Below are 24,705 nucleotides of genomic sequence, written 5' to 3' on the forward strand. Positions count from 1 at the left end.
GTGGCCGAGAGTCACCGCCCACCCCTTTCCCGGAACGCAGTCGTCCTGCGGCGCTCAGCGGGAAAACGGATCTTCATGCGAAAGATTCTCGATCACGCGGATCAACAGCCCGCGCAGCGTTTCAATCTCTTCGACCGAAAAATTGCGGGTCGCTTGCAATTGCACGTCCGCAGCGACGGGAAGCAGGACCTTCTCCAAAGATCGGGCGTGCGGTGTAAGGAACACCAGCGTCTCGCGGCGATCACAACGATTGACCCGCCGATGGACCAGCGCGGCGCGCTCCATTCCGCGAAGCGTTACGACCGTTGTGGCGTCGCGCATCGCCAGTCGCCGGCTCAACTCCCGCTGGCTGATCCCGTCTTCACGCCAAAGCTGCCGGAGGAAGGCCCATTGCCCGGCAGATACGCCATAATCGCGAGTCCGCTGTTCGCGCAGCACTGAAAATGACCGGAAGACCATCCGGGCGAGATAACCAAGACTATCTTCGAATGCCCAATAGCGGGTTGCATCCGACCGTTTCGTGTCTTGAAACCTCTCCACTTTCCGCTCGAACACCCCTTCCGCTGCAAAGGTCTAACGCCGCGCAACCTCGATGACCGACTGGACAAGTTCGGTGAGAACCCGCGCAAGAAAAGGGTCCGCAAGATCGCCTTCCGCGTCGAATGCGCGATGAGCATGCGGAACGCTGAGTTGTTCGGGGACGACCAGCGCCTGCACCGTGGTCAATATATGACGAAGCTGGGAAAGCCCCCGCAAACCGCCGAAGGGACTGGATGACGCCGACAACAGGCCAAAGGCCTTTCGACGAAAAGCGTGATAGGATTGCGGCGCTTCACTTTCGCCCGGGCAGGATATCCAGTCGATCGCATTTTTCAGCATCGCGGTGACCGACCCATTATGTTCGGGGCTGGCCAGGATCACCGCATCGTGCCGCGCGAATATCGCCTTGAGCGCCAGAGCCTCCGGCACATCGCCGATCGAAGACGTATCGACCCCGAACAGCGGAAGCCGATAGTCGGACAGAGAGATGCGCGTCGCGCCCAGGCCATGATCCCGGACGACGCGCATTGCGCACCCGATCAGCTTTTCATTCAGCGAGCCGCTGCGCGTGCCCCCGGCGAGCAGCAACACCTCTGCCTGTGCCATAGCGCCCTCCCCGCCGTCAGAAATCCAGCGACAGCTGCAGCGTGACCGTCCGCGGAGCCCCCACCAGCGCCATATGGCTGTCACCGCCGAACGTCGGCGTGTTGAACGCCTGACTGATCGTCACCTTGTCGGTGAGGTTCCGGCCGACAAGCGCGACTTCCCACTTGCCGTCCTCGCGTCCCAGCGCCAGCCGCGCGTCGAACTTGGTGAAGGCGGGCTGCGAGTTGAGCGGGTTCATGTCAGGCTGGAAAAACGACCGCGACTGGGTGTTGGCCGACGCGCGGCCAATGATCTGGAGGCCGTCCGAAACCGGATATTTCGCCTCGATAAATCCGCTGGCCGTCCACTCCGGCGCACGGACCAGCCGCGTTCCGGCGAGATTATTGGTCGCCGGGGTGCAGGTGACCGGGGCGTCATAAAGGCAGGCGCCGCCCGGATAATCCTTATAATGCGCATCGAGATAGCCGAGCGTCCCGCCGATCGTCCAATGGTCGCCAAGGCCGATGCTGGTATCGACCTCCACCCCCTGCGAGATCGCCGAGGCGGCATTGCCGGTAATGAAAGCGGTGCCATTATATTCGGACACTTGCAGGTCGGCGAACCGTGTCCGGAACAGCGCGACATTCAGCTGCCCCTTGCCGTCCATGAACCGGAACTTCCCGCCGATTTCCAGCGATCGCGCGCGTTCGGAATCATATTGGAAGGTCGCCGAGCCATTGTTGATGTTGAACAGCAACAGGGCGTCGTTCGATACGAACCCCCCGCCCTTGGTGCCCGTCGCGTAGCTCAGATAGACATAGGCGTCCCGCGAGAATTCATATCGCGCGCGCAGCGAATAATCCCACAAATTCTCGGTCCGCGTCTCGGTGAGGTCATAGGGGAGATAGGTTGGCGGGAAGACCCCGACGTTGAACGAGCGCGCACGGCCGCGACGCTTTTCCCTGGAATAGCGCAAGCTGCCGCTGAGCATGATCCGTTCACTGACCGGCACCTCGATCGACGCGAAGGGCGACCAGGATTCACCCTTTTGATCAAACTGCCGCGTCGATAATCCGTTGAGCGGCAGCGGCACCCCGGCGCTCGCTGCGCCAAACAGCGACGCCTGCTGAATGTGCAAATCGGTCTTGATATAGGTCAGGCCGCCGATAAAGGCACCGCCGTCACCGATTGCGCGCTGGGCGCGCACTTCCTGAAAAATCGAATCCGACTTTTCGGTGATATCCGATTCAAGGAAGGTCAGCGGACCATCATAATCGGCCGTCACCCCGGCATCGAGTTTTCCATAGGCGCTGACCGAGGTGAAGGTCCAGTCGCCGACATCGAGGTTCATCGTCAATTGCGCCGACGTCGTTTCGGTGTCGTCATATTCGGGGTTGATCGTCTTCGCAGCGCGGCGGAACGAGGGATATTCGGGCACATCGACGCCCGAGTTGCGCACCGCGTTGCAGAGCGCGCAAGCTGGTCCACCGATATTGTTGAACACGGTCGCGCCGCCGTCCATGCGGTTCGTCGCATGCTCGACCTTCACCAGCGCCTCGAAATCGTCGCTCGGTTCCCACAGAATCTGGCCACGAATGCCCGTGAAGCGCGATCCGTTTTCCTTGCGACCGGTGATCACATTATGCATCGTTTCGCCGATTTCACCGGCACGGCCCGTCAAACGAACGCTGAGCGTGTCGGAGATCGGCCCCGAGACCGCGCCCTCGAGATTCCAGCCGCCCTGTTCGATCTCGCCGCCGGCGCGCACAAAGCCTTCGAAGTCGCGCGTCGGCCGACGGCTGACAACGCTGATCGCCCCGGCGTTGGTGTTCTTGCCGAACAATGCGCCCTGCGGTCCCCTGACGACCTCGACGCGCTCGACGTCGAGCAGAGGGTTCTGGAACGACCGCGCGCGGCTGAGATAGACGCCATCAACGAACAGCCCGACCGACTGTTCAAAGGACAAATTGCCCGTTCCAGCACCCAGCCCGCGCATCGTGATCGCGAAATTGCCGTTGGTGCGGTCGATCTGAAGATTGGGGACCGTGTCCTGGACGTCGTCGAACAACAGGATTCCGGATTTTTCAATCTGATCGCCGCTGACCACAGCCACCGAAATCGGCACTTCCTGCAGCGTCTGTTCACGGCGCGTCGCGGTGACGATGATCGTCTGGCCGTCGTCGCGCGCCTCTGCACTTTCGGGTGCAGCATCCTGTGCGAAGGCGGGCGATCCCATGACCAGCGCAAGCGCGGTCCCCCAAAAAACTCTGGCGGTTTTCATATTACCTCTCCCAAGGTGAGCGGATCAGGTCAGGCGCAATGTGCTGTATTGTGAGGCCGGACCTGGATATTCGGCGCCGTTGTCGACGCCAATTTCCGATGCGATCAGCGCGTTTGTCTGTTCGTTCAGACGCTGGATGACCGCTTTGTGGGCTTCCGGTTGCCAGGCGAGATTGTTGAGCTCGTCGGGGTCGGACACCGTGTCGTACAGTTCAAGATCATTATAGGTGACAAGGTCGCTCCAGCGCGTCGGGATATGGTGCTGCGCGGGCGCGAAATAGCGTGCGAATTTGTAGCGCCCGTCGTGGACGCCGCGATGCAGACGGCGCAGCATCAGGTCGTTTTCGGGAAGCGGCTTGATCTCGTCGACCCCGGCCGGGACATCGGGTGCGTTCCATCCGTAGCGCACGGCATAGTTGAAGAAGACCCCTGCCTTGTCGCGCGCTGTCCGGGCTTTCGGCGAGGCGAGCGCAGGCGACAGATCATGGCCGACCAGCGCGGGATGACTTTCGCGGCGCTCGGCATCGGTGATACCGGCCAGCGACAACATCGTCGGGACCAGATCGACCGCGCTACCCAGCGCCTGCGTCGTGGTGCCGCCGCGAAGGTCGGGGTGCACGACGACCAGCGGCACGCCGACATCCTCCTTATAGATGGTGCCGCCCTTCTGCCGCATCCGGTGCGCGCCGGCGCGCTCGCCATGGTCGGACGTGAACAATATGATCGTGTTGTCGAGCTGCCCCGATGCAATCAGTCCGTCGATCACCGTCTTCATATGGCGATCGACGTCGCGGATGCAGTTGAAATAATAGTTCTGATTGCGCAGCCAAACCGCCTCGTCCTCGTGGCGCATCCGGCCATAGAAAGCGGCCGAGCTGGCGGTGATCGCCTCGTGCGCCCGCGGTTTGCGCGACAGATCGTCGAGGTAATAGCTTTTGGGCAGTGGAAAGCCCCAGTCGCGATCATAGATGGGATCGCCCGGCGCAGCGAGCAGCGGCGCGATCAGGTTCGGCCGCGCGCGCGTCCCCTCGCCCGCCCCCGTCGGATCGTAAAACATGATGTCGTGCGGATTGACGAAGTTCACCGCCATAAACCACGGTGCGTCGCCATCCTCGCCCGCAAAAGCGCGAAGCTGGCTGACGGCTTCGGCGGCCGTCACGCCGTCATTCTTGAAACCTTCCCAGCTCAGCCCTTCTCGCTCGCCATCGAAATTATAGCCTGAGAAACCATATGGTTCGAGAATGTCCGCCGTGTTGGGGAAAATGCCCGCCGCGACGCCGCGGAAATTCCGTCCCTCGTTGATGTTCGAAAGATGCCATTTGCCCTTGTAGGTCGTGCGATATCCGGCGCCGCGCAGCATCGTTCCGATCGTCGGGATCTGCGGGCTGAGCTGCGGGTGCGGCGGCGAATTGGGGTTGGCATAAATCCCGCTGTGCTGGGTGTGCAGGCCCGTATAGATGTTCGACCGCGATGGCCCGCACGGTGTGGTGTTCACATGAAAGCGATCGAAGGACATCCCCTTTTCGCGCAGCCATTCATGGGCGGGAAGCGGCAGTTTTTCCGGTATGTCGGCGAGCGCGCGTTCCTGATCGTTGACGATGAGCAGGATGTTGGGACGCTTGCCGCGTGGGCGAGCCACCGCCGGTGCGCCCGGCGCCGAATGGGCCCGGGCGCCATTCGTAGCGACCAGCGCGGCCGCGCCTGCTGCGAGCAGAGTCCGCCGATCGATTCCCGTCCCGTCGCGCATACCGTACCTCCCAAAAGCCGGTTGTGTCGTTGTTATAGTTAGTATTCTAAGATCATGCCGGGGGCGAATATTTTGTCAAGTTAATTGCGCAAAATATTTTATACGCCCCCGGATCGACCGCCGTGTCAGAACACGGGGCTATTCGGCCCAAGGCCAATCAGCGCACGGCCATGAAGCTCGGTCGCAGCATCGAAATCATAGACGACGTGGCTTGCCATGACGTTGATGTCGCGGAGCGCGCGCTGCAACGGACTGCTCGTCATATGCGCGCTCGAACCCGCGCCCTCCACGACAAGCCGAATCGCCCTGCGGCACATATCCATCGCCAGCGCGACCTGTGCGCGCAGCGCGATCCGGTCTTCGTTGCGGACCAGCCCCTCCTGCGACGCCAGCGCCACATTGCGGCGCCCGACCTCGCGCAGGATCATTTCGGCGGTCTCGGTCATCGCCGCCGCTTCACCCAGCCGCATATGCGCGGCGGGCTTTTCGATCTGCTTGGTCGTGGTGCCGAGCAGGGTGCGCACCCCGATCCGTTCCTTGAAATGATCGATGGCCGAGCGCGCGACGCCGACCGCCGCGATCGCCGCCGTGATGGCCAGAAACGGCGTCATCGGCATCCGGTAGACCGGGTTGTGGGCGTGAATGGCCGCCCCCGGCGCGCAACCATTGCGCATTTCGCCCATGTCCATCACGCGATGTTCGGGGACGAAGATATCGCGGCAGCGGATATCATTGCTGCCGGTGCCCGCCATTCCCGCGACGTCCCACGTATCCAGTACCTCGACATCGGCCGCCGGCAGACCAAGGAACAGCTGGCGGGGGGGGCTTTCGCCCGGAACCATACCGACCAGCAGGACCCAGTCGGCGTGCATGACCCCGGTACCCCATTTCCAGACCCCGGACAGGCGATAACCGCCCTCGACCGGTTCGGCGACGCCCGGCGGATTGGTGGCACCCGGCGCGATGATATAAGGGAAGTCCCCGCCAAAGGTTTCGTCCTGGAACTTCTCCGGGAACTGGGCCAGCATCCAGTTATGCTCGACGCAAAAGGCGGTAACCCAACCGGTCGATCCGCACCCTTCCGCGATCGGCAGCATCGCGTCGATAAAGCTGTCGATGTCGAACTCCAGCCCGCCATAGCGCTTCGGCACGAAATGATAGAAGCAGCCTGTCTTGCGGATCGCGTTCCACACCGCATCGACCGGGCGGCGCAACTGTTCGCATTCGAGCGCATGCGCCGCGACCAGCGGTTTGAGCGCCGTCGTCCGGCGCACCAATTCCTCGGGCGTCAGCGCGTCGAGTTCGGCACGGGGCAACCAATCGCCCCCGGCCGGGATGCGCCGGTCGGCGAAATGCTCCGCCTCGGCCTGTTTTGCTTGTACGGCGATATTCATATCATCCTCTCTCCCAGGCGATGTATCGATCACATCGTCAAACTAGGATGAGGAATATTTTTGTCAAGAAACTTTACTAATATTCGGATGCGTCACGCCGTCGACTAATCCGCCTCCAAGGTTTTCAATACGCTAGCCGGCACTTTCGGCGGCTCGCCCCAGTCCTTCATCATCGCATCACGCAGCCCGTGATAGGTCGGCAGTCCGAGCCGTTCGACCAGTGCGACCTCCAGATAATTGAGGATCGCCGAAGCCGCCCGGCGGGTTTCGGTCGCCTGTTCGGGAAAGCGGACGATGCGGGCGCGGCGATCGTCGGGATCGGGTACGACTTCCACGAGTCCGCGCCCTTCGAGTTCAGCGATCATCAGGCTGATCGCCTGGCGCGTGACGCCAAGGTTGCGTGCGATGCGGGTCGCACGGCTTTCACCGGCCGAAATATTGGCGATCAGCATCGATTGCGCGCGCGTTACATTGGAAATTCCGGCTTCCTTGAGCGCAGCCTGCAGCGCCTCGTCAAACCAGTAGACGGCACTGAGCAGATTCATCATCAGGAAGGGACTGGCCATTTACTATCCTTCTACTCACGCCACACAGGTCTGCATCGCAGCGGTTTGTCGCCAATTTTCGGGTTTCGCCGGGGATCAACATGCCAACCGAAACACTCGTTCGCTTCATGCGCGAGCCGGGCGGACTTTGCCAAACAATTTGACCGACGCAGCCTGTCGAGACACGCCTTCTCTCTGCCGTCGCTCTCGCAGCCCTAACCTCAGGCGTGTCGGGGCAGGATCACCAGCGCGCGAAGCCCGGGATGGTTTTCTTCCAGCAGGAAGCGGCCTCGATGGAGCGATGCAACAGCCTTCACCAGGCTCAACCCGAGGCCGCTGCCGGGCGTGGTACGAGCGGGGTCCAGTCGGCCGAATTTGCGCATCGCCTCTGCATGTCGAGCCAACGGAATTCCGCCTGCCCGATCGGCAACCGCCAGAAGAACGTCGGCTTCGGTGGACGTCGCCTCCAAAGCGATCTCGCCACCGTCCGATCCATATTTCAGCGCGTTGTCGATGAGATTCGAAAGGGCGCGAGCGACAAGTCCGCGATTTCCGCTCACCCAAAGTTTCTGCTCGCACGCGGCGGTTATCACCACTCCGCTCGCGAGTGCCGCCGGTTCGTAAATCTCGGCGAGGTCGCGAAGCACTTCCCCCGCATCGAAGCATTCGAAATCGCGGCGCGCAATGCCCGCCTCGGCGCGACTTATCTCGATTGCGCTTTCCAGCATGTGGAGCACGCGCCCCAGTTCCTTCGATATGACGTCGAAACGGGCCTGCTGATTGCTCTCCGGAGCATCATTCAAGGCTTGGGCAACCTGAATATGGATATGTGTTAGTGGCGAGCGCAGATCATGCGCCAGCGCATCGGTGAGCGTGCGATGCTCCTCGACAAGGGTTTCGATCCGATCGAGGGTAGCGTTCAGAGAGATTTTCAGGCGGTCGACCGGGTCGCCGCTGCCATCTATCTCCGCACGACGCGCGAGATCGCCCGCCGCCACATGGTCACCCACCGCCGAGATCGCGTCGACCATGCGGTTCATTTCGCGCACGACCAGAAGGCTGCCAGCCAAGCCGATCGGGACGGCCAGCGCGAGCGCAGCGAATAATGCGCGCAGCAAAGTGGCCTGCATCGACGCGCGATTGTCCAGCAGCCCGCCCAGCAGCAATCGTTCGCCGGAATGCAGGCGGGTCGTCAGGACGAGAAACTCTTCGGGGTTTTCGGACCCGTCGCGGTGCAGCATGGCGGGCGCCCATTCGCGCGGCGCGCGCAATCCTTCCGGCCATGCAGAAAGATTTCCTGCGAGCTTTCGGCCAGCCGCATCCACGAGGAGGACTGCGGTCTGATCCTGATAAGCACGGCTGGCACGGCTGGCGACCGAAGTCTGCAGTTCGGAAATGCCACCGTTTTCGAAATGCTTCACAAGATTGCCCTGACGGTATTCCAGCGGGCGCTGAAATTCGGCGAGCAAAAGATGATCAATCTGATGATATACATAGCCAAGGACGGGCACCACGCAGGCGAAACATATCGCGAGACTGAGGAGGACGAAGCGCGCGCTCGTCGACCTGAACGGCTTCATCCCGGTTCGGCGCAACCCCGACGAAAGCGCAAGACCCTGCACCTCGCTCGCCGAAACCCCGGTCCGCGCAGCGCCGCGACGGCGTGGAGTATGCAGTCGGTCGCGTCCGAAGGGAGCGTTCATGCCAGCAGTCCCAGCCGATATCCTTTGCCCCGGACGGTGTGGAGCAGCGGCGCGAGGCCCGGCCGGTCGATCTCCTTTCGCAGGTTGCTGATATAGACATCGATCACGTTGGTGCCGGGATCGAAGTCATAATTCCACACCTTCTGCAGGATCATGGATCGCGTGACGACCTGCCCATGGTGGCGCATCAGATATTCAAGAAGCTGCATCGCGCGCGGTTGAAGCAATAACGGCTCGCCCGCTCGAACGGCGCGCGAAGAAAGCAGGTCCAGCGACAGATCGGCGGCGAAAAGGCGGATCGGCGCGGCCGGAGACGTAGCATGACGGCGATGGATTATATCGAGGCGGGCCATCAACTCTGCCAGCTCGAAAGGCTTCACCAGATAATCGTCTGATCCGGCGCGCAATCCCCGCACGCGCTCATCGGCGGTGCCGATTGCCGAAAGGAAGACGACGGGCGTGGTGTTGCCTTCGCTCCGCAACGCCTGGATGACCGAAAGCCCATCGAGGGCCGGCAGCATCCGGTCGAGAATGATGGCGTCGAAGGCAGCGGCGCGCGCGGCCGACAGTCCCGTCAGTCCGTCCGCCGCCCATTGAACGTCATAACCCTCGGCAGCGAGGCTATCGGCCAGAAATCCTGCCATATCCGGATCGTCTTCGACGATGAGGATCGAGCGACGAGCATCCTGCGCCTCATATCGCGCAGCGCAAAGCGTCTGATTGGCTTCGAACCTTTCCATCGCCTGTCGCATTCCCGCCTCGAAAAGGCGCGGGCCACAAGCCGGTTTCGCGCCACCCCCGGCCCGTTACGACAGCTTGAGGACAGATATGTGACGGCCCGACCATTAGGATTTTTTAACAATTCATCGGAGCCAAATGTAACTTCGCTGTCATCTCGCGGACATAGCTGACGCCGCCAACAAGACCATAATAACGGCGACCATCGAGATACCGGAACAAGCGAAACCACTTCGGACGCGGCAAATTTGAGCGGGTTCAACAAGCCACGCCGCGCCTGAATTTCGAACCAGATCAGAGCTGCGACTTCGGAAAGCCGTTCGGCCCCGGAGCGCGGAGACATGCGCATATATCGTGGGGCGGCCGCGCCCGCCTCGAATACAGGGGACGTTCAATCATGAAGACATTTCGGCCGATGCGGCCACTGACCATGCTCGCTTCAACCGCAATCATCGCTCTGGCCGTCGGCACGACGCAGGCGCAGGTGACAACCGCCGCGGTTGCGGCAGCCGCCGACAGCACCCACGGGACGGTCACCGGCCGCGTGTATGACGAAGCGACGGGCCAATCGCTGCGGGGCGCGATCGTCCGGGTCGTCGGATCGAATGCCCAGGATTATACGCTGGAGGACGGCCGGTTTCACGTCGTCGTGCCTTCGGGCCGCGTGACGTTGCAGATCGATTATGTCGGTCTGGACCGGGCCACCTATACGGTCGACATGCCGCAGGGCGGCCATGCCGAAGCGAATATCGCGCTGACCAGCAGTTCGCTGAGTGGCGAAGATATTGTGGTTCGCGCCGCGGCATCGGGCCAGGCGCTGGCGATCAACCAGCAAAAGACAGCCAATGGCATCGTCAACATCGTGTCCGAGGAGACCTTCGGCCCGTCGCCCGACGGGAACATCGGCTATGCGCTTCAGCGCCTGCCGGGCCTCAGCGTCAACACCGATCAGGACGGGTCGCCGACAGGGATCAACATCCGCGGGATCGAGGGCGATTATAACAGCTTCCAGATCGACGGAAATCGCGTTCCGACCTCGGGCGGCGGGCGCGGCATCGGCCTGACGCAATTTTCGGGCGACGGCATTACGACGATCGAGGTCATCAAGGCACCGACGCCCGATCGCGACGGCGACGCCATCGGCGGTATCATCAACGTCGTGAGCCGCAGCGCGTTTCAGCGCAGCGGACGCGAAATCAGCGTCGATGTCGGCGGCATCTACAGCGATCTTCCCGAAAAATTCGGCCATGCCGTGACCGCGCAATATTCGGATCTGCTCAGCATTGGCGGCGGTGACCGAAACTTCGGTATCAGCGCGACGATCAGCAGCTATCAGACCGATCGCTATTCGCTGAACCGCGACATGGACTGGGTGCAGGTCACCCCGGAAAATAATCCGGCGCTGAACCTTGGCCAGTATTCCGAACCCGTTTGGTTTATGGAGGCCTCGCACTGGGAATATGACACCCGCGTCACCAAGACGCTCACCGGCAACCTCAACCTCGATTTCCGGACCGATCCGTTTAACTCCTTCTACGCCCGTTTCTTTTACAGCAACGCCGACCGCCGCGGTGTGAAATATGAGACGGATATCGACATCGACACCCGGTTCCAGGATGCCGTCGGCGTCCGCAAGACTTATGCCGAGCTGACCCCCGATTATGGGCGCGGCACAACGGGCAGCTCTGGTTCACGGGGTTCGCGCGGCTGGATCGGCACCGAAGACGACCGCAAGACCAGTCTCTTTTCAGCCAATCTGGGCGGCCGTCACGAAAGCCCCAACAGCCTGCTGACCTATGACTTCTTTTATTCGCGCAACAAGCAGACCACGACCAACGACAATGAACTGAACTTCGTCATGGAGCCCGACGATCCGTGGCTTCAGTTCGAATATCATCTGATCGATCCGTCGCGCGGAGAGGTCATCATCAACGAGCTGAGCGGCCGCGATCCGACCGACCTCTCGCTGGTCACCGAGGGTGAGCTGATCCTCAACAATTCGGTTCGCACGGAAGACGTCTTCAGCGCGCGCGCCGACTTCGAGCGCAAGTTCGAGCTTGGCGAGAGTGCTTTGACGCTGAAGACCGGCGCGAAATATTATCGCAGCACGCCGCGCTTCGACCAAGTGGCCGACGTCTATTCGATGGACGACGCCTTCCCCTATGCGCAGGTGGTGACGCCGAACAACGCCATCATTCTGGGCGGCAACAAATATTTCGACGTCAACCCGGCAAAGGGCGTGGCGCTCCTGAAGAGCAACCCGAACCTCTTCAGCTATGAGGAAGAGGATTCACTCGAGGACAGCTATTTCGAGGATTATGACGCGTCCGAAGAAACCGCCGCGGGCTATGTCATGGGCACCTGGCGCCTTGGCGGACATAGCGTCATCGCCGGCGTGCGATATGAGCATGTGAACTGGAAGAACACCAACTATCAGGTGAGCTATCTCGACGGCAATGCCAGCTTCACCGAAGTCCGGCAGGGCGACTCTTATGGACATTGGCTGCCGAGCATCCATTTCCGCCATGAGCTAGCGCCCAATCTCATCATGCGCGAAAGCTATAACCGCAGCTATGGCCGCCCGCGCCTCAGCGAACTGACCGCAGGACGCTTCGTCAACGAGGACGGCGACATCGTCGACGGCAACCCCAACCTTCGCCCCGCGCTTTCGAACAATTTCGACGCCCAGCTGGAATATTACACCGACAGCGGCGGCCTCTACAGCGTTGCGGTCTTCTATAAGAATGTGAAGAACTTCTCTTACACGCAGGTCTATAATTTCGCTGATATCGATGCGGGCGGGATTCCGATCTTCGACCCCGAGGGCGATTTCGAATATGAAGTGCCGCTCAACGGGTCGACCGCGAAAAACTATGGCATCGAGCTTATCGCGCGCCAGCGCTTCACCTTCCTGCCCGGCGCCTTGCGCGGCCTGAGCGCCAGCGTCAGCGCGACCTTCTCCGACAGCAAGGCGACCTATCCCAATCGCGACGACGACCGGCAATTGCCCGTCCCCGGCTTCTCGAAATTCCTGTTCAACGCATCGCTCGAATGGGCATGGAAGGGCTTCGAGATCCGCGGCGATTACATCTACCGCGACGATTATGTCGAAGGTTTGGGCGACAGCATCGAAAGCGATGAATTCTATGCCGCCGAGAAACGCATCGACGTGCGGGCCGCCTACAGCTTTGCCAAGAACCTCAAAGCCTATGCCTCGGTGACCAACCTCACCAATGAACCGCAGGTTTCCTATTCGGGTTATCGCCAGTTCGTCGAGGACGCGAGCATTACCGGCCGGAAATTCCGTTTCGGCTTCGAATATAAATTCTGATCGAGGACATGATGATGAACAAGAAATGCCTGCTGTCGCTTTGCCTTTTGACGACGGCCGCGTCCGCCATCCCGGCGCTCGCGCAGACCGCGCCCACCGAAGCCGCCCCAACCGCGCAAACACCGGGCAAGGCGAAGAACATCATCCTGTTTCTGGCCGATGCCGGGGGCGTGTCGACGATCCATGCCGCCAGCCTGCTCGGCTATGGTGAACCGCAGAAGCTGCGTATCCAGCAATGGCCGAGCCTCGGCCTCAGCGAAACCTCGCCGGTCGATCAATATGTCTCGGATTCGGCCAACGGCATGTCGTCGATCATGACCGGGGTGAAGACACGCAACGGCGTGATCAGCCAGGGGCCGGACGCCATCCGCGGCCGGCAGGATGGTACGCCGACCAAAACCCTCCTCGAATACGCCGAGGAGCGCGGCCTGCTCACGGGTGTGATCAGCACCCAATCGATCGCCGACGCGACGCCTGCCGCGACTTATGCGCATTCGAATGACCGGAAAACCTGGGGCACGATCTTTCCCCAAGTCTTTTCTCCGCGCTTTGGCGATGGCGTGGATGTGATGTTCGGCGCAGGGCGTGCCAAGATCGGCGAACAGCTGGTTGCGGCAGGAACCAGCTTCGAAAAGCTCAGCCAGGTGCACAAACGGCCGATCTATTCGACGCTCGATCAGGTGCCAGCCACGAACGCACGCCCGATCGTCGTCGGCAACGGAATGGACGTTCACGCCGCAACGCTGAAGGCGCTCGATATTCTGCAGCAGTCGCCCAAAGGCTATTTCCTTGTGGTCGAATGGGATGCCCACACCGACGATCCGCGCGAGGGTATCCAGAATGTCGTCGATTTCGACAAGCTGATCGCCGAAGTCGAGCGCCGGGTCGATCTCAAGGACACGCTGCTTCTCTTCACCGCCGATCACAGCTTCGGGCTTCAGGTCGACGGAGGCCGCCGCGGTGAACCTCTTCTGGAGGGTTACGAAGCGTGGAAAGCCGCCCCCAAGGAAGGCGACATCGTCCGTCTGAAGAATATATTGGTCAACGATACGCATACGGCGGAGGAAGTGACCGCGCTCGCCACGGGTGCAGGCGCCGAACGCGTTCGCGGCTATTTCCCAAACACCTATCTTTTCGATGTCATGATGAAGGCATGGGGCTGGAAGCCGGACACCGCAGTCCGCAAATAGCCCAGGCATATGGCCTATTTTATAGGTTCAAACAGGAGAACGCCCAGTCGGACCGGTCGCACCGGCACGGCTGGGCGTAATTTTGCGCGTGGGACAGCTTCGCGACAAAATTGGGATAGCTTCGCGACAAACAGGATGCACCGCCCCCTTCCGGCTTGAAAGGCGAACCCATGCTATCCCGATATATTGCCTGGAACCGTTTCGGCCTTGGCCGACGCTTCGATGAGGCGGCGACAGACGATCCAAAAGCCTGGGTAACGCGCCAGCTTGGCGATTATGATCCCGCGCCTGCCGCGCTGGCGGGCCTCGCCGGGCGCACGGCTATAGCGGCAGCCTATGCCGAATATCGCGAAGACCGACAGGCGATGCGCCGCGAGGCCAACGCTGCCGCAGCGATGAGCGATGACGAAACGACGATGCCCGAAGACGTTCGGCGCATGTCGCGCGCAGGCTTCCGCCGCCATTATGCCGAGGCGGCGGGCGGGCGCCTCGCCGCCGCAGTCGCGACGACGGCCCCGTTCCCCGAACGGCTGGTCCATTTCTGGACCAATCATTTTGCGGTGTCGGCCGACAAGCAGGCCGTCATCGGCTTTGCCGGCAATTACGAAAATGAAGCGATCCGTCCGCATATCATGGGCAAGTTTTCGGACCTGCTGGTCGCTGCGGTCCACCATCCGGCGATGCTGCTCTATCTCGATCAGGCGCAGAGCATCGGCCCCGACAGTCCTTTTGCGACGCGCGTCCGAAATCGCGGCAACCGGCAAGCACCCGGCCTCAACGAAAATCTGGCACGCGAAATCATGGAATTGCACACGCTGGGGGTGCGCGCCGGTTATACTCAGACCGATGTGACTAGTTTCGCCAAGGCGCTCACCGGCCTCACCGTCGCCGGGCTCGGGCGCGGCGCCGGCCAGCGGGCGATGCCTGCCGACGCGCAGCCCGGCGAGACGCTGTTCGCAGAACAATTGCACCAGCCGGGGGCGCAGACGATCCTCGGCAGGCGTTATGACCAGCCCGGCGAACGTCAGGCCGAAGCAGTGCTGCGCGACCTTGCCGTCCATCCCGCGACCGCGCGCCATATTGCGACCAAGCTGGCGCGCCACTTCACCGGTGACGAGCCGCCTGCCGCGCTGATCGACCGGCTGGCGAGCGATTTCGAAAAGACCGGCGGCGACTTACCCTCGCTCTATCGCACGCTGGTCGCGTCGCCCGAACCGTGGGCGGCGGGGCCCGCGATGTTCAAGTCGCCGTGGGACTGGACCATTTCGATGCTGCGGGCTCTCAGGACGCCCGCGCTGGGCGAGCGGCAAAATATCTCTGCGATGTTCGTCCAGCTTGGCCAGCCTGTGTGGCGCCCGGGATCGCCCAAGGGCTATGACGATATGGTCGCGACATGGGCGGGGTCTGCGGCGCTAATGCAGCGGGTCGAACTGGCAAGCCGCATCGCCGGGCGGATCGGCGACCGCGCCGATGCCCGCCAGCTCGCGCCACTCATCCTCGCCGATGCGCTCACCGCCGAAACGGCGCAGGCAATCGCCCGCGCCGACAGCCCCGGGCAGGGACTGGCGATGCTGTTCGCAAGCCCTGCCTTTCTGCGGAGATAGATTATGAACCTCTCACGCCGTTCGATCATCCTGTCGGGGATCACCGTCGCCGCCGCAGGGGCGCTGCCCGGCCTTGCCTATGCCGCCGCGGGCACGCCGAAACGCCTCGTCTTCGTCATCCAGCGCGGCGGCGCCGATGGCCTCGCCATCGTCGCACCCACCGGCGATCCCGCCTTCGCTGACGCGCGCCGCGCAATGGCCGACGAGACGGCGGGTGGCGCCCGGCTCGATGCCATGTTCACGCTACACCCCGCGATGGCGACGACCGCGAACCTCTATAGTGGCAAGCAGGCCCATTTCGCGCACGCCGTCGCAACCGGCTATCGCGACCGGTCGCACTTCGACGGGCAGAATATGCTCGAGGGTGGCGGATCGCGTCCTTATGGCCGCGACGACGGTTGGGTCGGCCGGCTGCTCGCACTGCTTCCGGCTGCCGAGCGCGACGCGATCGCCATCGCGCCCGCCGTGCCGCTCGCCCTGCGCGGATCGGTGCAGGTGGGCACCTATGCGCCAAGCCGCCTGCCGCAGGCCGACGCCGACCTGATCGTGCGCCTGACCGCGCTATATCAGAACGATCCCCTGCTTCATCCGCTATGGGACAGCGCGATCAGGACGCAGGAGCTGGCGGGCGACATCGGCGGCAACAACGGCCGCAACGGCGCCGAACTCGGCAAGCTCGCCGCGTCGTTGATGCTTCCCGCCGACGGCGCGCGCATCATGATGGTCGAAACCGGCGGCTGGGACACGCACAGCGGACAGCGCGGACGACTTGCGGCTCAACTGCGCGGGCTCGACCAGCTGATCGGCGCGCTGCAAACGGGACTGGGCGCGGCGTGGACCGATACGCTGGTGATCGTCGCAACCGAGTTCGGCCGCACGGTCGAGGTCAACGGCACAGGTGGCACCGACCATGGCACCGCATCGACGGCGATGCTGCTCGGCGGTGGCCTCAACGAAGGCGGAAAGGTGTCGGCCGACTGGCCCGGCCTTGGCTCCGCCGCGCGCTACGAAGGTCGCGATCTCAAACCGACGCGTGGCCTCGAAAGCGTGATCGCCGGCGCGGTTGCGCATCATTATGCGCTCGATCCGGCATATTTGATGAAGAGGCTTTATCCCGACATATGACGGCCGATTTCCTGTCCAGAATATTGTTTTGATTCAATGACATATGAGAGACCCCATAGCGAATTCGGACAACGCAGTTCTGTCGCTGCAGTGAAATTATATTTTCATTTTTTGAAATATTTCTCTTTTGTGACTTGAAATTTTCAAATCCCTCTGTCCTTATGTCGATCGGCAAGCAGCAGTCCGGTTCAGGATTCTCCGGGTTAGAATCAAGGGTCACCAACCCGCGCCCGGCTTGCCATGGAAGGCAAAGGGGATTTCAATGAAGCTTATTCAACTCGGCTTGCTGGCCAGCACCGCGCTCACATTCGGGCTCGGCCACAGCGCTGTTTCTGCGCAGAGCGTCGATAATGACACCGCCGACAGCGTGATCGGTGAAGAAGATATTGTCGTCACGGGATCGCGCATTCAGCGTTCGGGTTTTGACGCCCCCACACCGACCACGGTGATTGGCGAGGCCGAACTCGCTCTCGGAAACCGCCCAAGCATCGCCCAGGTTCTGAATGATGTGCCCCAGTTTCGTGCCACGTCGACGCCCACCACGATGGCAGGCGCGATCAGCAGCGGCGTTTCGACGGCCGACATGCGTGGTCTTGGCGCGGTTCGGACGCTCACGCTGCTCAACGGACACCGCTTTGTCGGCGCAAATGATCTCAACATCGTGCCGCAAAATCTTGTCAAACGCGTCGATGTCGTCACGGGAGGCGCTTCGGCCGCATGGGGCTCGGGCGCGGTCGCAGGCGTCGTCAACATCATCCTCGACGATGATTTCACCGGCTGGCGTCTGGGCGCGCAGACCGGCATCTCGTCGCGCGGCGACGGCGCGCGCTATGGCGCCGATATCGCATGGGGTACGGATTTTGCGGATGGCCGCGGCCATTTCATGATTGCCAGCGAATATATGGACGAGCGCGGCATCCGCAGCCGCAAGGATCGCCCCAAACTGGAATCAGGGCTGTTTTTGCGCCCGGACGGCCAGCTCGAGCTGGTCCACAATCCCAATTTCACCCAAATCTATAATGGTGGTTCGATTCTCAACACCCTTGGGACCCCCTATAATCTGGTATTCCAACCCGACGGCAACATCGGCCCGATGCCCCTCGGAAACGTCACGCAGGGACAATATACGATCGGCGGCGGCGGCCAGAATCTCTTCGACTATGTTTCGATCAGCGCCCCCTATGAACGAGTCAACCTGTTCACCCGGGCAAGCTATGACCTGACCGACACGCTCACCGTCTGGGCCAATTTCGGTTTTCACCGGATGACGGCCGACTATGGCCTCTTCCCCGAGACGCCGACCCAGCTCATCATGCCCGATAACGCCTTCCTGACCCAGGCGAACCGCGACCAGCTTGCCGCCGCCGGGGTTACGGGGCCGTTCATCCTCGGCCGCCTGCTCGACGACGTCGGCCCGGACGGCATGCTGAATCTTCGATACAGCCGCCGCAATCTAGAGGGCGCCATCGGCCTCGACGGCAGTTTCGGCGATGGCTGGACCTACAAGCTTTATTACAATCATGGCGAAGTCCGTTTCAACCAGCGGCTGGACAATCAGCAGATCAAGGCGCGCTTCGGCAATGCGGTCGATGCGGTTCTGGTCGGAAATACGCCGACCTGCCGCATAAATGCCGACGCGATCACGACCAATGACGACGCCGCCTGCGTCCCGATCAACCTGTTCGGCAACGGCAATATCTCCGATTCCGCACTTGGTTATGCCTTCGGCGGTTCGCACTTCATCTATACGGTCAAGCTGGATGCGATGGGCGCCAGCCTTTCAGGCCAACCCTTTTCGACCTGGGCAGGGCCGGTCGATATCGCGATCGGCAGCGACGTGCGGTGGGAGAAGCAGGTTACCAATTATGTCGACCCGCTGTCGCTCACGAACGCCCTCAGCACGCTCAATGCCACGCCGACGAATGGCAGCTTCAATGTCAAAGAGGTGTTCGCGGAGGTCAATGTGCCGCTGCTCGATATCGCCGATGCGGTGAAACTCGAAGTCAACGGCGCGGCGCGATATTCGGATTACAGCACCAGCGGCGGGATCTGGTCGTGGAAGACGGGCGGCACGCTCCGCCTCGCGAGCGACCTGTTGCTCCGCGCGGTCTATTCGCGTGACATCCGCTCGCCCAGCATCAACGAATATTTCCTCGGCCGTTCGACGAATATCGGCAATGTCACCGATCCCTTCCCCGACGCCAACGGCGTGCGCGACCGGCCGCAGGCAAGCGTCGCCGTCTATTCGGTGGGGAATGCGAATCTGACCCCCGAAATTGCCCATACGCTGACGCTGGGTGGATCCTATTCACCGCACTATGTTCCGGGTCTCCGTCTGTCGGTCGATTATTATGACATCGACATCGACAATGTGATCACGACCATCACGGCGCAGGATCTACTTCAGCAATGCTACGCGGCGACGCCGGGCGACCCGAGCTGCAACGGTATTGTGACGCGCAAGCCGAACGGCGACATCCAGTCGATGACCAACAGCTTTCGCAATCTTGCCAATTACAACGCGCGCGGCATCGATTTCGAGGCGTCGTACCGGCTCGCCGTGGGCAACGGAAATCTGACCTTCCGCGCGCTTGCCAATCATATCCTGCAACTCAACATCAACGGAGCGGAGATCGCGGGCATCGTCGGTGGCGAGACCGCCTTCTCGACGCCGAAATGGCGCGGGACCGCGACGATCGCGTATGACCAGGACGATTTCGGTATCAATCTTCGGACCCGGTACGTCGGGGGCGGCGACTATAGTGCGCTGCCGATCGTCAACGGCAAGGTCGATAGCCGGACCTATGTCGATCTGGGCCTGCAGTTCAAGGCTGGCCCCTTCACGCTGTTCGGCAACGTCAATAATCTGTTCGATCGCGCTCCGCCCTTCACGCCCTTTTTCAGCCCGACCTATGACGTGATCGGGCGCTATATCTCAGGCGGAGTGAAGCTCAGCTTCTAAGCCGCGGCGCATCGCGTAGCGCAACAAGAAAGGCGGCCGGGTCACCCCGGCCGCCTTTCTTATATCCTCTGCCCTATCCCTTTCGCGGGACCGGCAGGCTTCGCTGCGGGCCGAGGTCGGCGCCCCTGCCTCACATGTCAGGAAATGGGTAAAGCGAAGACGGCGGACTTTTCCGCAATCGGAAAAGCCCGCCGTTGCTCAAACGCGGTGATTATGATCCAGAGGCTGGCGCACAGCCGCGGCGCAGCACCCTGCCGGCCTTCGCACCGCTATGCTTGCCGTCGGCGAGCGTGACGACGCCGTTCACGATAACCGTTTCGATCCCGCTTGGCGATGCCGTCGGCTTGTCCCAGGTGGCCCCGTCGTCGAGCGTGTCGAGGTCGAAGACCACGATGTCTGCGCGCATCCCGTCGCGGATCAATCCGCGATCGGACAGGCCCATGCGCTGCGCCGGCCAGCCGGTCATCTTGCGCACCGCCTCCTCCAGCGACAGCACCGGCCGGCGCTTCACATATTCGGCGATGATGCGCGGGAATGTTCCATAGGCGCGCGGATGCGGCAGGCCGAGTGCGTCCATCTCGCCGAATTTCTCCGACGCTGCGGCATCGCTGCCGATGCTGGTCCACGGCTGCTTCAGCGCCGTATCGATGTCCTGTTCACTCATCATGAAATACAGACCAAAAGCGCGATTGGGCAGACCTTCGAGCAAGATGTCCCACGCGACATCGGCCGGATCGCGGTTCAGCGCCTTGCCGATCTCGGCCAGGCTCTTTCCGTGCCAGGGGCGATATTTATCGCTGAAGCTATTGGCCAGCCGGACATTGCCAAACCCGCCCGATGCATGGACCATGTTCGTCCAGCCGGGCATCGGCCCGGCGGCGACCTCTTTCTTCATCCGTTCGCGCACTTTGGGATCACGAAGCCGTTCGATCCCCTTCTGGACACCGTCGGCCCATACCCAGGTCGGCGCGATGATCTCGAGGCCGGTGCCGCCCGCCGTATAGGGATAAATATCCGCCGCGACATCGACACCCCGCGCACGCGCGGCGTTGATCGTCGCCACTGCCTGCGGCATCAGCTTGCCCCAGCCGGGGGCATAGGCGGCCTTCAGGTGGAAGATTTCGACCTTCACCCCGCCCTTCTCGCCAATCTCGATTGCCTCTTCGATCGCCTGGACCAGCCCCCCGCTTTCGTCGCGCATATGCGTTGCGTAGAAGCCGTCGCATTGCGCCGCGACCTTCGCCAGCGTGACGAGATCGGAGGTACTCTGAAAGCTGCTCGGCGGATAGATCAGGGCGCTGGTGATACCAAAGGCGCCGTTGTTCATCGCGATCCGGACCTCGCGGCCCATTTCTTCGAGTTGCTTCGCGGTCGGCGCGCCGGCGCCATCGCCCATCACCTTCACCCGCGCTTGCGTCGTCGAGTAATAGGTACCAAAATTGACCGAAATTCCCTGCTGCTCGAGCTGGTTGAAATAGGACGGAATCTCGGCGGCAGGCACCGGCGTTCCGCCCTCGCCCGCGATCACGGTCGTCACACCCATGCGCAGCTTGTTCTCGGCAGCGCCATTTTTGAGCAATACGCCGCCCGACTGGTCCATCATGTCAATGAAGCCCGGCGACACATAGCGGCCGGTCGCGTCGATTTCCTTCGCACCGCGCCCCGACACCTGCCCGACGCGCACGACCCGGCCATCCTTCACCGCGACATCGGCGCTGACCCACGGATTGCCGGCGCCGTCGAGGACGCGGCCGTGCCGGATCACAATGTCATATTCGGGTGCCGGCGTGTTCGCCAGCAGCAGCAGCGGTAAGGCTCCGAACAATATCTTGCGTTTCATCATCTATCTCCTGCTCGGGCATCCGATATGCCCGCTCTTATTTTCCCCCGGTCGGCGCGCGCCGCATCGACCGCTTCTCGAACAGCTGCGATCACCAGCTCGGGGCGTTCGACATGAATATAATGACCGGCATCGGCGACGATTTGCTGGCGCCCACGGGTCGAAAGCGCGGCCAGTTCGGCGTGCATCGCTTTCCATTCCTGTTTGAAGCGCGCGCCGTCCTTTGCTTTCACCCCCAGCCGCTCGAGTTCGCTGGCGTTGAACGGCTTCATCGCAGTCAACAGGATCAGGGGACGGTTTCCGAAACTCCGGACTGCGCGAGCGTCGTCCATCGTCGCGTCGAAGCCGTCGAGTTCGGAGGTCACGCCCGCGACCGACCGGCTCGCATAGGCATCAATTTGGGCACGTGCATCGGCCGGCAATTTTTCATGCCCGGAATTCGCGAGCGCCAGCCGTACAATCCCCGTCCAGGCAAGCGCGGTCGCGGCGTGCATCGTCGTCGCTACCTGACGCGGGTGGACGTCGGCACCCACCACCCTGCCGAGCCGCGCAACCTGATCGGGATGGGAGATATCGACCATTACGAGCCCATCGACCTTGTCGCCGTAGCGGGCGGTATAGGCACTGACATAGGGGCCGCCGATCGAATGGCCCACGAGCACCAGCCGATCGTCAATTCCCGCTCCTTTGAGCAGCGCATGAAGATCGTCGGCGATCGTCGCCGCATGCTGCGGCGTGTCCTTGGGATCGCTCCACATGATACCCGCCCGGTCATAGGCGCAGACCCGCGTAAATCCTGCGATCTTGTCATGCACCAGAGTCCAGTCGGCCACCCCGCCGGTGCCGAGCCCGGATTCAAGGATCACCGTCGGCGATCCCGCGCCGCGGCAATCGATGTGCATCTTGCGCCCGCCGACATCGACCATCTTCCCGCGCGGCGGATATTCGGCCTCGGCGTTCCGGCGCCCGATCGCCTCGTAGATCGCGCCGACAAGGACGGCGAGCAGCAAGAGCGCCAGCAGGCCGAGCAATATGCGCTTCAACCAGCGCAGCGCGCGCCGCCATCCGCCGGGCTTTCTGGCTGAAATATCGATTGTCATGCTTTTCTCCTGCCGGCGATGTGCCGGACATTAGGCTTTCGTCACGGTGCGTTCAGAAGCGCGTGTCGAAACCGATCAGATGGAAACCCACCCCGACCCACAGCAGCATGACCGCGGCAAGCAGCAGCACGATGCTCCAGACCCTTGCGAAACGGCCCGGCTTACCCTTCCAGACATGCCAGACATTCCAGATCGCGCTGATCAGCAGGCCCAGAAGAATGACCGGCGTGACGATCTGAAGAGTGATCAGCGCCCAGTCGAGTTCTCCGCTGAGCGAGGAAAAGTCGCCCACCAGCTTGGTCACGAACATGATCCAGCCGATCATCAGCGCGACAGCAAGTGCGGCAAAACCCCGGGTCAGGCGATAGGCTTTGAGGGCTGCACGCTCGAGCCTCAGTTCAGTGCCGTAGCGGCGTCGAACAAGAGCTCCGGCGGGCCATGCGATTGCGCTGAGCAGCAATGCAGCAAGGCTGGCGAGCGTTGCCGGCGTGATCCAGCTTGCCGAAACATACCATGGCACCCGGTCGAAGGCGATGTAAGGCGACCCGGAATCGAGAGCAAAGCGCACGACCCTGCCGTTTTCCAGCTTTGCGGCCAGGCGCATCCGCCCCCCTGACTCGCGCCAGACAAAGGGTTCGATTTCCACCCATTTGCGCGGCTGTCCGCCGATAGCGGCTGCGGTGTTGAGCTGTATGCCGCCATCGCTGTCGAACGAAATTTTCGTCTGCCCGGCAAGTTCCATGGCCTTCAGAAAGCTCGTCTCAAGTCGCCGGGTCTTGTTGTACGTACCCACCATCATCCGCGCATGCTCGCGCGCGGTCGCCGCATCCACGCGCCCGTCACGGGCTTGGAAGGGGAAATAGCGATCGGCGAAAGCTTCGAACAAATAGCTGCGGATCGGACCCGACACATTCTGCGTCCCGGCAGCATTCATCGACATATAGATGCCGACATTTTCTTCCGGGAAAATCCAGAGCTGACTGTGAAAATTCCGGCTGTCTCCGGCATGGGACAACGCCCGGCGGCCGTTGATGTTCTGCTCGTAAAAGCCGAGCGCCATCCCGTTCAGCGGCGGGATCAGGCGCAGGATGCTGTTGTGCATCAGCGCGGCGGTCGCAGGCTTCAGCAACGGGCCGCCATTGCCCAGATGGGCCAGCATGAAGCGGCCCATATCGGCACCGGTCGCCGTCAATCCCCCCGATGGCGCGAGGCTGTTGAATTCAAATGGTCCCGGCGCGCCCGAACCGGACATATAGCCACGCGCCATCAATGGCTGGAGCGTTGCCGGGAGCGGCTGGCGGAAGGTCGAGCGGACCATTCCCGCCGGCGCGAAGATGTTCCGATCGGCATAGTCATTGAACGGCACGCCCGACACACGCTCGACAATATAGGCGCCCAGCGAGGTGCCATAATTCGAATAGGCGGGCGTCGTACCCGGGGCATAGATACGATACGGGATTTGACGCTTCAGCGTGTCGCCAAGGGAAGGAATTTTCTTCGCATCATAGCTGTTGAGCCCGCGCTGCAACTCGTCGAAACCCGCAGTATGCGTCATCAGGTTGCGCATCGTGACGGGCTTGCCCGCAAAGGCCGGTATCTTGAAATCAAGATAGGCGTTGATATCGCGGTCGAGATCAATCTTGCCCTGTTCGACCAGCTGCATCACCGCGGTCCAGGTGATCAGCTTCGAAACCGAAGCCTGTCGAAAAAGGGTTTTATCGGGATCGACGGGCCGGCGGGCCGCGACGTCGGAATAGCCAAAGCCGCGCTGCGTCAACACCTGGCCATCCTTGACCACGACAACGACGGCACCAGCGGCGTCGCCACGCTTGAGCGCGTAGGGCATATAGCCATCGAGCCAGGCGTCGACGTCGCTCTTCACCAATTCACGAGCGGGCGAAGCCGGTTTCGGTACACTTGGCCTGACGGTCGGCGCGTCACCTGCTTGTGTGGCAGACCCCGCCACGGGCAGGCTCAGACATGCAGCCAACATGGCTGCCCATATTGCGCGTACACGCGCA

16 protein-coding genes are annotated in these 24,705 nt (G+C 61.9%); 5 read left to right on the forward strand and 11 right to left on the reverse strand.

Going from position 1 to position 24,705, the window contains the following annotated elements; genetic code table 11:
* Nucleotides 1-54 precede the first annotated feature (54 nt).
* The 8 genes from ACSYDV_RS17165 to ACSYDV_RS17200 all read right to left on the reverse strand — a co-directional run bounded on the left by ACSYDV_RS17165 (nucleotide 55) and on the right by ACSYDV_RS17200 (nucleotide 9,534).
* Nucleotides 55-459, reverse strand: a complete 405-nt coding sequence (locus tag ACSYDV_RS17165; protein WP_438325354.1) for a MarR family winged helix-turn-helix transcriptional regulator — start codon at nucleotides 457-459, stop codon at nucleotides 55-57.
* A 114-nt stretch (nucleotides 460-573) separates the two neighbouring features.
* Nucleotides 574-1,146 carry an NADPH-dependent FMN reductase gene (locus ACSYDV_RS17170; protein ID WP_438325041.1) on the reverse strand — a complete coding sequence of 191 codons (573 nt, stop codon included), beginning with the start codon at nucleotides 1,144-1,146 and terminating at the stop codon, nucleotides 574-576.
* A 16-nt stretch (nucleotides 1,147-1,162) separates the two neighbouring features.
* On the reverse strand, nucleotides 1,163-3,406 hold the full coding sequence (locus tag ACSYDV_RS17175; RefSeq protein ID WP_438325042.1) for a TonB-dependent receptor: 2,244 nt from the start codon (nucleotides 3,404-3,406) through the stop codon (nucleotides 1,163-1,165).
* A gap of 24 nt (nucleotides 3,407-3,430) precedes the next feature.
* Complete coding sequence (locus tag ACSYDV_RS17180) at nucleotides 3,431-5,152, reverse strand: sulfatase family protein (protein ID WP_438325043.1); 1,722 nt, start codon at nucleotides 5,150-5,152, stop codon at nucleotides 3,431-3,433.
* 125 nt (nucleotides 5,153-5,277) lie between these two features.
* A complete protein-coding gene (locus ACSYDV_RS17185) occupies nucleotides 5,278-6,546 on the reverse strand; it encodes an acyl-CoA dehydrogenase family protein (protein ID WP_438325044.1) in 1,269 nt (422 codons plus the stop codon).
* 104 nt (nucleotides 6,547-6,650) lie between these two features.
* Nucleotides 6,651-7,112 (reverse strand): MarR family winged helix-turn-helix transcriptional regulator, encoded by a 462-nt coding sequence (locus ACSYDV_RS17190; protein ID WP_438325045.1) that lies wholly within the window; start codon nucleotides 7,110-7,112, stop codon nucleotides 6,651-6,653.
* A gap of 200 nt (nucleotides 7,113-7,312) precedes the next feature.
* Nucleotides 7,313-8,794 carry a sensor histidine kinase gene (locus ACSYDV_RS17195; RefSeq protein ID WP_438325046.1) on the reverse strand — a complete coding sequence of 494 codons (1,482 nt, stop codon included), beginning with the start codon at nucleotides 8,792-8,794 and terminating at the stop codon, nucleotides 7,313-7,315.
* On the reverse strand, nucleotides 8,791-9,534 hold the full coding sequence (locus tag ACSYDV_RS17200; RefSeq protein WP_438325047.1) for a response regulator transcription factor: 744 nt from the start codon (nucleotides 9,532-9,534) through the stop codon (nucleotides 8,791-8,793). The genes ACSYDV_RS17195 and ACSYDV_RS17200 overlap by 4 nt, the downstream gene beginning before the upstream one ends.
* A gap of 395 nt (nucleotides 9,535-9,929) precedes the next feature.
* Between ACSYDV_RS17200 and ACSYDV_RS17205 the strand changes: the two genes are divergently transcribed.
* The 5 genes from ACSYDV_RS17205 (at nucleotide 9,930) to ACSYDV_RS17225 (ending at nucleotide 19,744) form a co-directional block, all read left to right on the forward strand.
* Nucleotides 9,930-12,863: a TonB-dependent receptor gene (locus ACSYDV_RS17205; RefSeq protein ID WP_438325048.1), complete on the forward strand. Its 2,934-nt coding sequence runs from the start codon at nucleotides 9,930-9,932 to the stop codon at nucleotides 12,861-12,863.
* An 11-nt stretch (nucleotides 12,864-12,874) separates the two neighbouring features.
* The gene (locus ACSYDV_RS17210; RefSeq protein ID WP_438325049.1) at nucleotides 12,875-14,053 is read left to right on the forward strand and encodes an alkaline phosphatase; all 1,179 of its coding nucleotides are present in this window, start codon (nucleotides 12,875-12,877) and stop codon (nucleotides 14,051-14,053) included.
* A 170-nt stretch (nucleotides 14,054-14,223) separates the two neighbouring features.
* Nucleotides 14,224-15,657: a DUF1800 domain-containing protein gene (locus ACSYDV_RS17215; RefSeq protein WP_438325050.1), complete on the forward strand. Its 1,434-nt coding sequence runs from the start codon at nucleotides 14,224-14,226 to the stop codon at nucleotides 15,655-15,657.
* 3 nt (nucleotides 15,658-15,660) lie between these two features.
* The gene (locus ACSYDV_RS17220) at nucleotides 15,661-16,782 is read left to right on the forward strand and encodes a DUF1501 domain-containing protein (RefSeq protein WP_438325051.1); all 1,122 of its coding nucleotides are present in this window, start codon (nucleotides 15,661-15,663) and stop codon (nucleotides 16,780-16,782) included.
* 262 nt (nucleotides 16,783-17,044) lie between these two features.
* The gene (locus tag ACSYDV_RS17225) at nucleotides 17,045-19,744 is read left to right on the forward strand and encodes a TonB-dependent receptor plug domain-containing protein (protein WP_438325052.1); all 2,700 of its coding nucleotides are present in this window, start codon (nucleotides 17,045-17,047) and stop codon (nucleotides 19,742-19,744) included.
* Between the two features lie 211 nt (nucleotides 19,745-19,955).
* Here ACSYDV_RS17225 and ACSYDV_RS17230 read toward each other — a convergent pair whose 3' ends face one another.
* Genes ACSYDV_RS17230 through ACSYDV_RS17240 form a run of 3 tightly spaced genes read right to left on the reverse strand, consistent with a single transcriptional unit; the run spans nucleotide 19,956 to nucleotide 24,566 of the window.
* Nucleotides 19,956-21,584, reverse strand: a complete 1,629-nt coding sequence (locus ACSYDV_RS17230) for an N-acyl-D-amino-acid deacylase family protein (RefSeq protein WP_438325053.1) — start codon at nucleotides 21,582-21,584, stop codon at nucleotides 19,956-19,958.
* On the reverse strand, nucleotides 21,584-22,684 hold the full coding sequence (locus ACSYDV_RS17235) for an alpha/beta fold hydrolase (protein WP_438325054.1): 1,101 nt from the start codon (nucleotides 22,682-22,684) through the stop codon (nucleotides 21,584-21,586). Before ACSYDV_RS17235 ends, ACSYDV_RS17230 begins: the two co-directional genes overlap by 1 nt.
* Before the next feature lie 52 nt (nucleotides 22,685-22,736).
* The gene (locus ACSYDV_RS17240) at nucleotides 22,737-24,566 is read right to left on the reverse strand and encodes a serine hydrolase domain-containing protein (protein WP_438325055.1); all 1,830 of its coding nucleotides are present in this window, start codon (nucleotides 24,564-24,566) and stop codon (nucleotides 22,737-22,739) included.
* Nucleotides 24,567-24,705 lie beyond the last annotated feature (139 nt).

It is taken from the genome of Sphingopyxis selenitireducens, from assembly GCF_051550705.1.
Classification (GTDB): domain Bacteria; phylum Pseudomonadota; class Alphaproteobacteria; order Sphingomonadales; family Sphingomonadaceae; genus Sphingopyxis.